The organism is Paenibacillus favisporus (assembly GCF_040545415.1).
Taxonomy (GTDB): domain Bacteria; phylum Bacillota; class Bacilli; order Paenibacillales; family Paenibacillaceae; genus Paenibacillus_AQ; species Paenibacillus_AQ favisporus.
This window is the reverse complement of the sequence record NZ_JBEPLV010000002.1, coordinates 309653-323560: the sequence shown is the minus strand read 5'-3', so window position 1 is coordinate 323560 and position 13908 is coordinate 309653. Positions and strand designations below refer to the sequence as shown.

15 protein-coding genes are annotated in these 13908 nt (G+C 58.6%); 4 read left to right on the top strand and 11 right to left on the bottom strand.

All coding sequences use genetic code 11. The features are described from left to right. The first annotated feature begins 26 nt into the window (after positions 1-26). Together ABID47_RS09555 and ABID47_RS09550 are read left to right on the top strand one after the other, a co-directional pair. On the top strand, positions 27-938 hold the full coding sequence (locus tag ABID47_RS09555; protein WP_354496184.1) for an aldolase: 912 nt from the start codon (positions 27-29) through the stop codon (positions 936-938). Positions 939-1183: 245 nt separating this feature from the next. After that, complete coding sequence (locus tag ABID47_RS09550; protein WP_354496182.1) at positions 1184-2473, top strand: phytoene desaturase family protein; 1290 nt, start codon at positions 1184-1186, stop codon at positions 2471-2473. A 76-nt stretch (positions 2474-2549) separates the two neighbouring features. On the opposite strand, the gene ABID47_RS09545 is transcribed toward ABID47_RS09550, so the two are convergent. Further along, positions 2550-2891 carry a KGG domain-containing protein gene (locus ABID47_RS09545; protein WP_145135924.1) on the bottom strand — a complete coding sequence of 114 codons (342 nt, stop codon included), beginning with the start codon at positions 2889-2891 and terminating at the stop codon, positions 2550-2552. A gap of 143 nt (positions 2892-3034) precedes the next feature. On the opposite strand from ABID47_RS09545, the gene ABID47_RS09540 reads away from it, so the two are divergent. Beyond that, positions 3035-3790: a YqjF family protein gene (locus ABID47_RS09540; RefSeq protein ID WP_354496179.1), complete on the top strand. Its 756-nt coding sequence runs from the start codon at positions 3035-3037 to the stop codon at positions 3788-3790. 313 nt (positions 3791-4103) lie between these two features. Here ABID47_RS09540 and ptsP read toward each other — a convergent pair whose 3' ends face one another. From ptsP to ABID47_RS09495, 9 genes are all read right to left on the bottom strand, one after another. Further along, positions 4104-5858 carry a phosphoenolpyruvate--protein phosphotransferase gene (gene ptsP / locus ABID47_RS09535; protein ID WP_354496177.1) on the bottom strand — a complete coding sequence of 585 codons (1755 nt, stop codon included), beginning with the start codon at positions 5856-5858 and terminating at the stop codon, positions 4104-4106. After that, the gene (locus ABID47_RS09530; RefSeq protein ID WP_076170389.1) at positions 5858-6127 is read right to left on the bottom strand and encodes an HPr family phosphocarrier protein; all 270 of its coding nucleotides are present in this window, start codon (positions 6125-6127) and stop codon (positions 5858-5860) included. The genes ptsP and ABID47_RS09530 overlap by 1 nt, the downstream gene beginning before the upstream one ends. A gap of 26 nt (positions 6128-6153) precedes the next feature. After that, positions 6154-6888, bottom strand: a complete 735-nt coding sequence (locus ABID47_RS09525; protein WP_432807113.1) for an SIS domain-containing protein — start codon at positions 6886-6888, stop codon at positions 6154-6156. Then, positions 6885-7643 (bottom strand): creatininase family protein, encoded by a 759-nt coding sequence (locus ABID47_RS09520; protein ID WP_354496175.1) that lies wholly within the window; start codon positions 7641-7643, stop codon positions 6885-6887. Before ABID47_RS09520 ends, ABID47_RS09525 begins: the two co-directional genes overlap by 4 nt. Positions 7644-7655: 12 nt before the next feature. Then, the gene (locus tag ABID47_RS09515; RefSeq protein WP_354496173.1) at positions 7656-8648 is read right to left on the bottom strand and encodes a phosphotriesterase family protein; all 993 of its coding nucleotides are present in this window, start codon (positions 8646-8648) and stop codon (positions 7656-7658) included. 138 nt (positions 8649-8786) lie between these two features. Continuing rightward, positions 8787-10085: a PTS ascorbate transporter subunit IIC gene (locus ABID47_RS09510; RefSeq protein ID WP_116232339.1), complete on the bottom strand. Its 1299-nt coding sequence runs from the start codon at positions 10083-10085 to the stop codon at positions 8787-8789. A gap of 35 nt (positions 10086-10120) precedes the next feature. Next, positions 10121-10384, bottom strand: a complete 264-nt coding sequence (locus ABID47_RS09505) for a PTS sugar transporter subunit IIB (RefSeq protein WP_089545873.1) — start codon at positions 10382-10384, stop codon at positions 10121-10123. Continuing rightward, positions 10381-10824, bottom strand: coding sequence for a PTS sugar transporter subunit IIA (locus ABID47_RS09500; protein WP_076170394.1), 444 nt, complete (start codon positions 10822-10824; stop codon positions 10381-10383). The genes ABID47_RS09505 and ABID47_RS09500 overlap by 4 nt, the downstream gene beginning before the upstream one ends. Before the next feature lie 24 nt (positions 10825-10848). Further along, the gene (locus ABID47_RS09495; RefSeq protein ID WP_354496170.1) at positions 10849-12984 is read right to left on the bottom strand and encodes a BglG family transcription antiterminator; all 2136 of its coding nucleotides are present in this window, start codon (positions 12982-12984) and stop codon (positions 10849-10851) included. Positions 12985-13232: 248 nt separating this feature from the next. Between ABID47_RS09495 and ABID47_RS09490 the strand changes: the two genes are divergently transcribed. After that, on the top strand, positions 13233-13445 hold the full coding sequence (locus tag ABID47_RS09490) for a hypothetical protein (RefSeq protein WP_354496168.1): 213 nt from the start codon (positions 13233-13235) through the stop codon (positions 13443-13445). Between the two features lie 89 nt (positions 13446-13534). On the opposite strand, the gene ABID47_RS09485 is transcribed toward ABID47_RS09490, so the two are convergent. Then, the gene (locus ABID47_RS09485; RefSeq protein ID WP_076170396.1) at positions 13535-13888 is read right to left on the bottom strand and encodes a DUF2512 family protein; all 354 of its coding nucleotides are present in this window, start codon (positions 13886-13888) and stop codon (positions 13535-13537) included. Between the last annotated feature and the right edge of the window lie 20 nt (positions 13889-13908).

Here is a 13908-nt window from a genome sequence, read left to right as displayed (position 1 = left end):
TTCTTTTGACGAAGCGGAGAAAATATATGATCAAACCAGCGATATATACAGCCTTCGGGCTTACGATAGAAAGTGAAATCCCGCTGCCCGAGCTTCGGCCGGTCGGGCATTTCGGCCAAGATGTCCAAGTGCGGGTCGGTCTGGCCGATCTTAACGATGCCTGGGAACGACGGGAAACGCCCGTCAACAAATTCGCTGTAAGCGAGCAGCAGGTGATGTTCCGGATTCCGAAGCTGGCCGTGTTCAGCGCAGAGAACGGAACCGACATTTACGTCTCGCCGGAGGCAGACGCGGACGAGGATCAGATCCGGTTGTATGTCCTCGGGACCTGCATGGGAGCTATTCTGATGCAGAGAAGGATTTTGCCCCTGCACGGAAGCGCCGTCGTTATGAACGGCAAGGCTTACGCCCTGGTCGGCCATTCCGGACACGGCAAGTCTACGCTGGCATCAGCCCTGCTGCAGCAGGGATGCCAGCTGCTGACCGACGATGTCATCGCCGTTACGATGGATACGGAGCAGCTTCCACTGGTTGCCCCTGCCTATCCACAGCAGAAGCTTTGGCAGGACAGCCTTGACACGTTTGGCATGGACGCGGGCGGTCTCCGTCCTCTGTTCGACCGGGAAACGAAGTATGCGGTCCCGGTTCTCGCCAAGTTTGCATCCGAACCGATTCCGCTGGCAGGCGTTTTTGAACTGGTCAAAACAGACTGCGAGCAGCCCGAGATCCGGGAAATCGGGGGCCTGGAGCGCCTGCCGCTCCTCCATCGCCATACCTACCGCAGCTCGCTCCTCGCAGAGAGCGGTCTAACCCCGTGGCATTTTGAATGCACAACCCGCCTGTCGGGATCCGTGAACATGTATCAGCTGCAGCGTCCCCTGGATCAGCCTACGATCGGCAGATTGACCGAGATGGTTCTGGATGTTATTGGAGGCTGAGGAACCATGTTCATACCGGATACGGCCATCGCCGATCCATGACCAAGCCCTGTTCCTTGCTGGAAGCAGGGTTTTTATGCTGCAGAAATGCTATCATCTCCTCTATCCTTTCAACCGATAGGTCGTACCATACTTGCTGAGGCTCTTCAAATAAATCCCCTTTGACTCTATTGACATGTTACCATAAAGTAACATATATTATATGTGACTTATAAGTAACATATTTGAGGGGAGCGTACTCTATAATGAAACTAAATATGAACATGACTATGGAACACCCATTTTATGATATTGCCGTGATCGGCGGTGGGCTGACCGGTCTGACCGCAGCGATTTATGCAGCTCGGGCCGGGCGATCCGTCATACTGCTTGAAAAAGACAGCCGCCTTGGCGGCTTGGCCCAAACCGCCAGAATCGGGGGAGCCTTGTTTAATTACGGCCCCCGTGCCATGTACGAAGGCAGCGCTGCGCTGCGGATTTTGGAAGAGCTCGGCTGCAAACCTTCCTTGGGCAGCGGGACGAAAAACGCCATGTACGGCATTCTAGACGGGAGGCTGATCCATGCCACTGAAGAGCTGAGTCCCGAAGAGCAGGCGGAATGGAGTACGCTCATGGAAAACCTAAACCAGATCGATCCGGCACCGGTCCGCTCGATCAGCATAAAGGAATGGGCGCCGGGGCATGTCCGCTCGGACCGCGTCCGCCAGTTCTTTTACGCCATGTGCAGGCAGTGGGCCTACGATGACGACATGGAGCAGTTAAGCGCAGGCTACGTTTTGGAGCAGGGACAGCTCGCCAGCCAAGGCGTCCGGTATGTGTTGGGGGGCTGGCAGACGGTCATCGACAGCCTGCAGCGGGAAGCCGTCAGGTCCGGCGTTGTCATCGCCGCAGGTGCCGAAGCTGCCCAAATTGTGCATGAGCAGGGAACGGTCACCGGCATCCTTCTGTCCGAAGGGACCCTCCTCAGAGCAGGCAGCATCATCGCCGCGGCCGGACCGCATGCGGTCAGCAGATGGCTCAAGGATTCCGGATTACACAGCCGTTCGCTGGAGGTCTGGAAGGAGCAGGCTCACCCGCTGTACGTTTCCTGCCTGGACGTCGCTTTGAAGCAGATGCCCCATCCGGATCGGGCGTTTGTACTCGGACTGGATGAGCCGTTCTATTATTCGAACCATTCGGCAGCGATCCCGCTCACAGAAGACGGTTCCCAAGTAATCCATGTGATGACATACCACGGCTCCAGTTCTTCCCGTGATCCCGAGTTGGTCCTGGGGCGGCTGAAGGAAAGGCTTGAGGCCATTCAGCCGGGCTGGGAGCGGGAAGCCGCCGCCGTCCGTTTCTCCCCGAATCTGCTTGCCGCTCATGCGTCCCGGCCTGCGCTGCGAAGCGGGGATGCTCCCGCACCGGGACCGGCCGTTCCGGAAATTCGCGGGCTGTACGTCGCCGGCGACTGGGTGGGCCGCGAAGGGCGCCTTGCCGATACCGCGATGACGAGCGCCAAACTCGCCGGTCTGACGGCCGCGGGCAGGGATTGACGCGCCATGTAATAGTAAAAAGGACCTTCCCGAAGGAAGGTCCTTTTTATTGTGGTTCATCTATCGTATCGACTGATTAAGAGTTGTCTCTTTGACGGGCCCGGGCCTCTCCGCCCTTGCGGCCAGCTTCCTCACGGCTCATTTTGCCGTCCCTGCCATCGCTATCATTTCTCGCTTCTCCGCCTTGCCGGCCGATTTCCTGATAAAATTCGCGGTCATGCGAGTCTGATGTCGCCTCGCCGCCCTTACGCCCGATTTCCTCATAGAACTCACGGTCATGGGAATCAGCCGTCGCTTCGCCGCCTTTTCTGCCGATTTCTTGATAAAATTCTTTGTCATGCGTTTTGGCGGTTTTCTCGCCACCCATACGTCCGGCTTCTTCGACGGTCATCTTACGGTTATCTTTGTTATTTGCCATTTCGAATCACTCCTTCTAGGGTTTTGAGTGTTGCGCTTGCATTCATTACTTACCCGTGCCCCAGGATATGAAACATCGTATTTGTGCATAGATGGGTAATAACGATACGTAACCCCTACCCAAACCGCCGAGAGGAGAGAACCATGAAAAACCGCAGCATCCTGGAACAAACGAGCCATCGTCCGATACCTATGCCTGACGGGCCCTGGGTCATGAAGCAGGGTTGGAACGACCTGCTTTTCGCCCATTGGCCGGTAGAAGAACACAGCCTGCTTCCCCATATTCCCCCCGGCCTTGAGCTTGAGCGATGGGAAGGAAGGCCGTGGATCAGCGTCGCCCCGTTTCTGCTGGATCCGCTCCGCTTGCGGGGTATGCCGCCCATACCGGGGACCCGAAAGTTCCTGGAACTGAACGTTAGAACATACGTGAATTGCGGAGGAAAACCCGGCATTTGGTTTTTGACGCTTGAAGCGTCGAATCCGCTTGCGGTTGCGGGGGCCCGCATGCTGGCCCGCCTGCCCTACCGCTACGCCCGAATGCAAAAGGGCCATCAAGAGGGGTTCATCCATTACATCAGCGAAAGGGATCGCGGGCACGGAGAGTCCCCGGCGGTATGGAAAAGCCGGTACTGCGCGGTAAACCCGAAGGTTTATCATGCCGAGCCCGGGACCCTCGTCCATTGGCTGACCGAGCGGTATTGTCTGTTTTCCGCCGGATCCGACGGTAAGCTCCGAATCGGGGAGATTCACCACCTTCCCTGGCCGCTCCAGGAGGCCGGACTGTGGATCGAGGAGAACAGCCTGACGGCCTCATTCGGCTTGATCCATGATCCGGAGCCGGCACTGCTGACGTATACCCCGCGGCTGGAGGTACTGTTGTGGCCGGTACGGAAAATATAACCCCTGCTTCAGTAAATCCGAATGGCGCCGCATATAACCAAAGAGGCATTCGGGCAGACCGCAGAAAGGCGTTATTCTTCGTACCGCAATGCTGTAATGCGCAATACCGTATTGCGTATTACCGTAATGCGCATTACCGTATTGCGCATTACCGTAATACCGCAATTACTACAATTCAGCAATTCCAGCAATTCTGCAATTACAGCAATATCGCACTCCGCCATGCCGCAAATCCAAAAGGCAGAGAATCCTCTCATAGAGGACGCTCTGCCTTTTCCTGCAAATTCAGCGGTCGGATGCTTGAACGATGTACCTAAAGCGTATGCCCGATGGCGCGGCGAAACTCTTCGAGCGCCTGACGAACCGCCTGGGGCGTATCCAGCGTCAGAACGCTGTCGGCCAGCGAGCGGCAGGCTTCCCGGTCGAGAGCTGACAGTTCTTTTTTGATAACGCCCAGCCGTCCTGCCTCCATGCTCCACTCGTCCAAACCGAGCCCAAGCAGCAGCGGAGCAGCCAGCGGATCGCCGGCCATCCCGCCGCACATACCGGTCCATTTGCCCGCCCGATGGGAAGCTTCGATGACCTGGCGGATCAACTGTAGCACCGCCGGGTGGAAATAATCGTACAGGTAAGCGACCTTATCGTTCATCCGGTCCACGGCCAGCGTATACTGAACCAGGTCGTTCGTACCGATGCTGAAGAAATCGACCTCACGGGCAAAAGCCCCTGCCATGACGGCCGCCGACGGCACCTCAACCATGATTCCCGCCTCGATGCGCTCGTCGAATGCCACCCCGCTGCGCCTCAGTTCTTCCTTCGCCTCCTCCAGCACGCCCTTGGCTTCCCGCCACTCCTGCATCCCGGAAATCATCGGGAACATCACCTTGACGTTCCCGAATGCGCTGGCACGAAGCACCGCGCGCAGCTGAACCTTCAGGAGATCCTGCCTGCCCAGGCCGACCCGGATCGCCCGATAGCCGAGGAACGGATTGTCCTCCCGCGGCAGATCCAGATACGGCAGCGCCTTATCACCGCCGATGTCCATCGTGCGGATGATCACCGGGCGGCCATCCATGGCGGCCGCCGCCTCCCGGTACGCACGGAACTGCTCCTCCTCGCCCGGCATGGCCGGGGCGTTCATGAACAGAAACTCCGTGCGGAACAGCCCCACGCCGCCGGCGCCCTGCGCGGCGGCGGCCTTCGCTTCGGCGGCCGTCCCGATGTTGGCCGCCAGCTCCACGCGCGTCCCGTCGGCGGTCACCGCCGGAAGCACGGCGTAACGGGCAAGCGCGGCGCGCTCCCGCTCGCCCTCCTCCATCCGGAGGCGGCTCTGCTCCGCCTCCGCCTCGCTGGGCCGGACGATGCAGCGTCCGGCCGCCCCGTCGACGGCGATCAGATCGCCGTCCGCGATGCCGTCGATGGCGCTGCCGGCGCCGACGACGGCGGCAATGCCGAGCGAGCGCGCCAGGATCGCCGTGTGCGACGTCGCACCGCCGGAGCGGGTGATCAGCCCCACCACCCGCTCCGGGTCCAGCTGGATCGTGTCCGACGGCGCCAAGTCGTCCGCCACGAGGATGACCCGCTCCGTAATCGCGGATAACCCGCAGTCCTCTTTCTCCGCCAAAGCGTTCAGCAGACGTCCGCCAATGTCGCGGATATCCGCGGCCCGCTCCTTCATATAGTCGCTGCTCATAGCCTCGAACACGCCGGCTACCTGTTCCACGATGCCGGTAACGGCCTGCTCCGCGGGCACCCCCTTCTCCTGCACCCAGGCCTCCATCTTCGGATAGAAGGCCGGGTCATCCAGCAGCCTGCGCTGACCCGTCACGATCCCGGCCTGGTCTTCACCGAGCGTCTCCGCCGCCTTTGCCGCCAGCTCCTCCAGCTGCCGGGCACACCGGCGCTTCGCCTCTCCCAGCCTGGAGAGCTCAGCCCGAATCGCCCCCGGGTCGTCGGGAAGCTCCGCGGGAGCCGGCGCATCGCCGGCCTCTTTCCGCCGGTAGATGAAGGCCGGCGCGATCCGTACCCCTTCCGACACGCCGATGCCTTGAACATACAGCGTGTCCATCAGTCCTCACCGAACTTGCCGTCCACGAGCTCCGCCAAAGCGCGGACCGCTTCTTCGTCTCCCGGTCCGGCGGCTTCGATCGTGACGACCGATCCCGCTTCGAGCCCAAGCGTCATCAGCTCCAGCATGCTTTTGCCGTCGGCCCGGCGTCCATCCTCCGTTACGACCGCCACCTGCGCTTCATATTGTCCCGCCCGGTCCGAGAACTGCTGAGCCGGCCGCACATGAAAGCCCTGTTTATTCCGTATCGTCACCGTTTGTGTAATCATGTTGCTCCTCCCCTTTATGAAGCCGGTCACGCCAGCAGCGCGATCCGGCCCTTATAAGCTTCGATCAATGCCTCGTTATGCGCATCGGCCCCGTCGATGTTGCCGCTCAAAAATACCGGCGGCGTAAGCCCCTTGTCGAACATGATCCCGATCGCCTCCGCGAATACGGCGTTCAGAATCGCCGCTCCGATCACCGTCGAGCTGGGCGCAAAGGCGACCTCCATGCCTGGATACCGAAGCACCGCATCCCCTTTAACGGAAAAGTTGTCGATGACCAGATCGACGGCGTCGGCCAGATGCCGGCCGCTCTCATGGCGGGATGGTTGGCTCTTGGAATACGCCAGGGAGGTGACACCGACGGTAAAGGCACCTTTCTGCCCGGCCATTAGCGCAACATCCACCGGTACCGGATTACGCCCGGAGGTTGACAGCACGAATACCACTTCGCCTTCCCGGATATCCTGCTCATCCATGAAGTCTGCCGCAAGGCCGTTCTGCCGCTCCAGCTCGGATGAGCGCACTGCGCCTTCGTGCAGCATCAGCTTCTCCACGAAGATGGGACGGATGGGAGCAAGCCCGCCGGCCCGATAGAACACTTCTTCGGTAAGGATATGCGAATGCCCGCAGCCGAATAAATGGATGATGCCTCCCTGCTCTATGCAATCCGCGACCTTGACGGCAGCTCTCCGGATCTCCTCCGCCTGCTTCGTCCGTACCTTATGCAGCAGCTCGCCGATAATGTTGAAATACGCGTTCATCAGCATAATTCCTCCCCCTTCGCTTCAAAATCCAGCTTCCTTCTGGCCTGCAGCACCATGTCCGCCATCGCGTCCAGGCTGCGTTCGATGATCTTTTCCCCTTTCGCCCGGCTGGCCCGGGTGGCGTCGCCCAGCACTGCCGAAGACGTCATCTCCTCCCAGGGTGTGGGGGTGCAGTCTGCGTCGGCAGGGATATGCGGTTTCCCGTCGATCGCACGGTCCATGTCCACATGCTCTTCAGCCAAATACAGCATGTAGGACGTTTCGATTTCGTCGGCATGCATGTAGGTGCCATGAGCCGCAGGCGTTTCCCGGACTTCTGCGGTCACTTCCTTCGTCCCGGGATAGAAGAAATAGAATACCTTCAGGTCCGGCACCCGTTCATACAGCACCCTCGCGGCTTCCTTCAGGGCGACGGCATTTCCCAAATGGCCGTTGACCATGGCCAGAATGCGGAAGCCCTGGGTGTGCAGGCTTTCCCCGATATCGGCAAGGAGCCCAATCAGCGCCTCGTTAGACACATTTATGCTCCCCGGAAAATGACGCAGGCTCCACACCTGCCCGTAAGGCAGCGTCGGCAGCACGAATCCGCCGGTGCGCGCAGCCAGTTTGTCCGCGAGCCGTTCGGCAAGCAGATTGTCCGTGCCGAGGGGAAGATGCGGGCCGTGCGCTTCCACGGCGCCAACCGGCAGTATGGCCGTGCGGTGCAGGCGGATCTTATCCATGACGTCAGCCGAGTTTTCATGCTCGAATTTCATGACCCTGCCCCCTTACTTTTTGAATGTAAAGCAGCGGGCCGGGTTGGTGACAAAAAACTTCTCGATCAGCTTTTTGCCGTCAAACCCTGCTTGATCCGCCTCGTCGATGAATCGGGGCACCCATTTGGCAATGATATATTCCAGCCCCAGTCCATGATCGTAATGCTTGTAGTAGGTTTTGCGGGCGGTGTCCCCGCTGATCAGGATTTGGTCTTCGTACCCTTTGCGGACGAGATTCAGAATCAATGCGATCCGCGTGCTTTCAGGCGCGTATTTGATCTTGCCGATGCCGTCAAAGCTCAAAAATGCGCCGGTTGCGGCGATCTGCTCGTGGTAATACGGATCCGGATTCCGGTCCATGTGTCCGAGGCTCAAATAAGACAGGTTTACGCCTTCGCTTCTCAAGAGCTCAATTTGTTCAAGCGCCATCGTGCCGACCTCCGTATGGGAGTGGACGGGAGCTTTCGTTTCGTGATGCGCCCTTGCCACGGCCCGCAGCGTCTTTTCCTCCAGCGGCGTGATCCGGTTGTAGCCCGTTCCGAACTTGACCTGGCCTGCCTTGAACGGCGTCCCTTCCAGCCCTTCCTCGACCTCGCGAATGACGAAATCGGCCAGCTCGTTGATCGTCTTCGCCTCAATCCACTGGGCGTAAGTATCATAGGGCCCGATAAGGGGCTTCAGCTCTTCCTTGATGCCCGCGTCCCACAAAAAGCTTTTGTTGAATCCGGCCGTCCCGACGATCCGGATGCCCGTCTCGCGGGCGATCTCCTCTACGGCATGAACATCCCGGCCATAGTCGACCGCCGTTGCATCCACGATCGACTGCCCGCCGTACCGTTTGAAATCCAGCACGTCCAGCTTCGACTTCTCCTTGTCGTCCAGCAGCAGATCGTCTTCCCCCCGCTCCTTCCAATAGGCCGGGCGGCATACGATATGCTCATGGGAGTACGTAAACCCGAGCTCCTTCGGATCCATATCCCCGTGAAGTGTGCGAATAAAGCCCATAATCGTTCCTCCTCCATTCTTGGTGAGTGGTTGGTGTCGTTGGTAAGATCCGGCTGCATACAAGACCCGCTATGGCCCAGGAAAGACGGCGCTCCGACCGCTCGCCGTCTTCCGTTTGGCCGGTTTCAAATCTCCATTTTAAAAGAGCAGCTTGGCGATAAAGTGCAAAATCGGACCTATGATGAACATATCCGAGTCAGCGGCCCACATGGCCGTGTCCGGCACGGTTGAAGAGATCAGGAAGCTTACCATGACAAACTGCCCCCAGGCTACGATCGTCGATGTTACGAAGCCCCCGATTACCGCTCCGCGCACGCCGCCCGTCGAGTTGCCGAATACGCCGGCCGTCGCCCCGTGGAAGAACAGCACGATCATCGTCGGCACAAAAATGTAGGACACCGTGCTGCCGAGCACGAGCAGCCAGATGATGGCTCCGGCGAAGGCGCCGAGGAAACCGAGCACAACGGCGTTCGGCGCGTAAGGATACACGACCGGGGCATCCAGTGCCGGCTTGGCCCCGGGAACCAGTTTGGTCGCAATCCCGTTAAAGGCCGGCACGAGCTCACCGACAAACATCCGTACCCCCATCAGCACGATTGCAATACCGCCGGCGAACGTAAATGATTGGATAATGGAATAAATGATAAAGTTCTGGTCTCCCGCCTTGGCGATCAGGGCAGCGGCCTCCGGGGTTCCCTTGGTCGACAGAATGATCGCACCGATCAGGAACAGCACGCCCATGCTGAGCGCCGTAATGACGTTGGAGTCACGTAGAAATTCGAATCCCTTCGGTACTTTGATCTTCTCGGAATCGTTCTTTTTGTTACCGAGCACCTTGCCCAGCAGCGCCGCCAGCAGGGCGACGGAGGCTGAGGTGTGGCCCAGAGCGATGTTGTCGTTCCCGGTAACCTTTCTCAGGAACGGCTGGACCAGGGCCGGCTGGAAGGTCCAGTACAGGCCCAGAATGACAGCGATGACGACCACGAGTTTCCATACCGGAACGCCGGTGCCTGCCGCATGGACGATGACGCCCGCAAAGATCGTCGAGGTCCAGAACATCATGTGTCCGGTCAGATAAATGTATTTGAACCGGGTAAACCGGGCCAGCGCCACGTTGATCAGGAAGCCGACCAGCATGGCCAGCGTGACGGCGCTGCCGAATTTGGCGTTGAAGGCTTCCTGGCCCATGAAGCTGCCGAGCGAGCTGGTCTTCAGGCCGAACACTTCCTTCCACATCGGTTCGAACACGTTCAGCGCATTTACGATGACGTCCGAACCCGCTCCGATGATGAGGAAGCCGATGATCGCCTTGAACGTCCCGCTCACCAGCTGGCTGGTCGATTTTTTCTGAAGCATGAGGCCGACCAGAACGATGAAGCCGAGCAGTATAGCAGGTGTTCCGAAAATATTGGTTGCGATCCAATAAAGCACGTCCATGGATGGACACCTCCTCGGTTAGGTCAAGATAGGGCTTACAAGGCTTCCTCCAGCTTTTGCTTGATTTCGTCATTGTCGAAGTAGTTATTGACGACGATGATCCGGGCGGAATGGCCCTCCAGGCTTTGCGCCAGCTCTTGGCTAGTGATAATATAGTCGGCCGCCGTACCCGAAGCCGTGGAGACATCCGTATGCTCCACGTCGGCGCTGACGCCCATCGCACTCAGCACATTTTCCACGTTCATCCGTAGAATCAGACTCGTTCCTTGTCCCAAACCGCATACGCATAATACTTTCATTGCTCATTCCCCCTAATAATTTGTTGGATAGCTTCCACATCGGCCGCCTGTTTGAACTGTTCCAGATGCGCCGGACTGCTCAGCAGCGTCGTCAGCTGGCGCAGCAGGGCGATATGCTCGCCGCTGTCGGACCCGCCAAGAGCGAATACCAGCTGCACCGGATCGTTCGCGCTGTGGCCGAAGACGACCGGTTCCTTCAGCCGGACAAAAGACACCGCGGCCTCAATCACGCCGTCCTGCGCCCGGGCGTGCGGCAGGGCAATACTCGGGGCAAGGACGAAATACGGGCCCCTCTCCCGGTAGGAATCTACCATTGCGTCGGCGTAGCGTGCTTCCGCAGCACCCGCCTCCGTCAGCAGCGCACCTGCCAGCCGGATTGCCTCCTCGGCGGATGCCGCTTCCGCATCCAGCGCAATGAGCGGAGGTTCAAGAAATTTCATGTTCATCTCTCCCGTTCGGATAGTTTAGTCGGAACTTGAAGCCGTCCCGATCTGCTTCAGTATCTGCTCCTTCGTATGCGCCTCCTTCAGCCGGTTCAGGCCGGCTGCGTCCTTCAGCATGCCCGTCAGCTCTGATAATGCCTTTAGATGCGACTCTCCGTCGATGGCTGCCAGCACCAGAACGACCTTCACCTGGTGGCGCGCTTCCCCGGAAAAAGCCACGGGCCTCTCTAATTGCAGAAGGCTCATCCCCAGCCGCTTCACGCCATCCTCTGGCCGGCCGTGCGCGATGGCGATTCCGGGTGCGACCACAATGTATGGGCCAAGGGACTCCACTTTGCCGATCATGGCGTCGATGTAGCCTTCGTCGATGTATTCTTCCGCCAGCAGCGGCTGGGCTGCTTCCCGGATCGCTTCGCGCCAGCTCGCACTCTCCCGCTGCAGGCGGATCATCGGCGCGGGCAGCAGCTCGGCCAGAGAAGGCTTGGGCCGCTCGCCCAGCCATACTTTGCTCCGGCCGCCGGACAGATAGCGGCCGAGCTCGTCGGCGAGGCCCGCTTCGTCGGTCACGTCCGCGTGCTTACGAACGATATCAAGCAGTGCCTGCACCGAGCTCGCCTGTGTCCTTTGGCCTCTGCCGCCTGCCTTGTTCACCCTGCCGAGCAGATTCTCTTTGTCCTTGTCGCTGAGGATCGAATGGACGACATAAACGGGCACTTTGCTGTCCGGCAGCGGGACTGTTGAGAAAATTAAATCGACCCGCTCCTGGAACTGCTCGTATTCCCGCAGGGAAAGCATCGCGATAATGTCCAGAGTGGAGAAAAGCCCCTCCAGCTGGGCCTTCAGCATTCTCGATGCCGAGATCCCGTTCACGCAGACGATCGCCGCCTTCCGCCGGGCTGCCGGCTCCACTTCCTCCCGACGCAGCCATCCGCCGAAATGCATGGCCAGATAGCTGATCTCGACGTCGCTCAGCTTCCGGCCGACCAGCTCCTCGAAGGCATATGCCGAGCGCCGGGTGAGCTCAAATAAATCGCCGTATTTACTGCGGATGTCCTCCATAAGAGGATTGACCAGCTCCAAACCGTATATGATCCGGTAATACGCCGGCTTCAGGTGAACCAGCAGGTCCTCCTCCACGGCTTCCCGGCCGCCTAGCCAGACGCAGGCGCTGCGCTGGAACGCATCCGTCATCTCCCGGGCCGCGTCCCGCAAGCGTCCGATAATTTCATCCGAGCCTGTCAGCTGCTCCATCCGGTTCGCCCTTGCCCCAAGCAGATGCATCGTAAGGTAAGCGTTTTCTTCTTCCGGTACCGGACTGCCGAACAAGCGGCCAAGGCCGTCCGCAATTCGGGAAGCCGCGTCATATTCGGGCGTCTGCCGAAGCACCTCCCGCTCATCCTCATCCACGCGGATCACCCGGCCGGACTGGATCCGGCGGATAAACAGCAAAAATCGGGTAGTCAAATGAAAGAGCATCTCATCGGTGAGCTCCACGTTCAGCATCCGCTCGCTGGCCGCGATCAGCCGGTGGATCTGACGCCGGATGCCTTCGTCCGTATTCTCCGGCATGATGTCCCGCAGCGGATCCTGCTCTCCCCAGTAGCCCGTACGGCTGACCGCCTGCTCCCAGCTGACGCTGCCGGCAAGCTGATCGCAGCAGCGGGTCAGCTCTCTCCTGATCCTCGCCTCTTCGCCGTGCACTTCGTAGCCCCGCTTCCGGTCATACACCACCTCAAGGCCGGCCGTCTCCAGCTGCGCGCGGACCGCATTCAAATCCTTCAACACCGTCCCCCGGCTGACTTGGAGCAACTCGGTTAGTCGGTGGATGAAGACGGGACTCTTTGCCGTGAGCAGCCGGATCGCGATCCAGGCAAGCCGCTCTCGCTGGGACAAATAATACTGCTGGGCCGCAGAACTCTCTGCCCCTGCCGTGTCCGGGATCCCCCGGCGGCTGGCCTCCGGCAGAGAATAACCGGCCGTGCGCACGTACTCGACAGGGGGCAGCTCCAAAGTCTCCAGCCAGTCATTGATTTTGTTCATATCGTAATACACGGTTCTTCGGGAGATGCCGAGCCTCTGCGTCAGTTCATCCAGCGTCACGTAATCGTCCGTCTGCACCAGCAGTTTCAGTATTTCGGTACTGCGTTCATCAAGCATTCCGGCATCCCTCCTGTCATTGACGAAATATGTCGTTCCTTGTGACTCGATTATACCTATGGCCCTGCTGCGAATGACAGTTCAATTCCTGGAAGTCCGGTTTGTGCAAAAATGAATACTATCGATTTCCAGCACTGCATTTATCGGCTTTCTTTCGGCTCCTTCCAAGACGATGTGCATATTTTGGATGACAATCTATGTAAAGAATGGTAAAAAGGAGAATAGATACAGGAAGGGATGATACATCTGTGAATAGGTCGACGGCATGGTTCGCATTATCGTTTGTGTTCATTTTTTTCAGTGCGCCGATGGGTTACTTCTTCTTCAGGAATATATTTTTTCACAATACGAATTTGACCGGCGAATACGAGACGCTGCTGAACTGCACCCTGCTCTCCCCGCTTCTTATCGGCGTCCTCATGTTCTTGGTCGGGCTTGCCGAGCTGAAGCAGAACCGCTAAAAGAAGACCCTCTGCCTGTTGGCAGAGGGTCTTCTGGTTTCATCGTTTCATCTATTCATTTTAAATCAAAGATAACGTGAAATGCGGCATTAGGCCCGCTGTCTTCTGGCCGAACGGTCATCGCTCAGCAGCCACATGTGGTAGAAGTATTCGAAAATCCCTGCCACGATGGTGATAACCAGCATATCCGTATAAGACAAGGACCACAGATTCGATGCACGCACCGCCCAAAGCATGAGAAAAACCAGAACAGCATCGCACAGCGTGGAAACGATATTGTTCTGGGAAGCGCGGAGAATCAGCAGGTCGCCGACCAAATAGGAAATGACGCCGATCGCCAGCGCCGTGGCCAATGCCCCCCAGATCGTTGCCGTAGAGAGTACCAACAGCATCGCCGTGATCACAACCAAATGAGCCACCAATTTAACGGCAAATTTCCCCATATCCCTGACCTCCTTTCCTC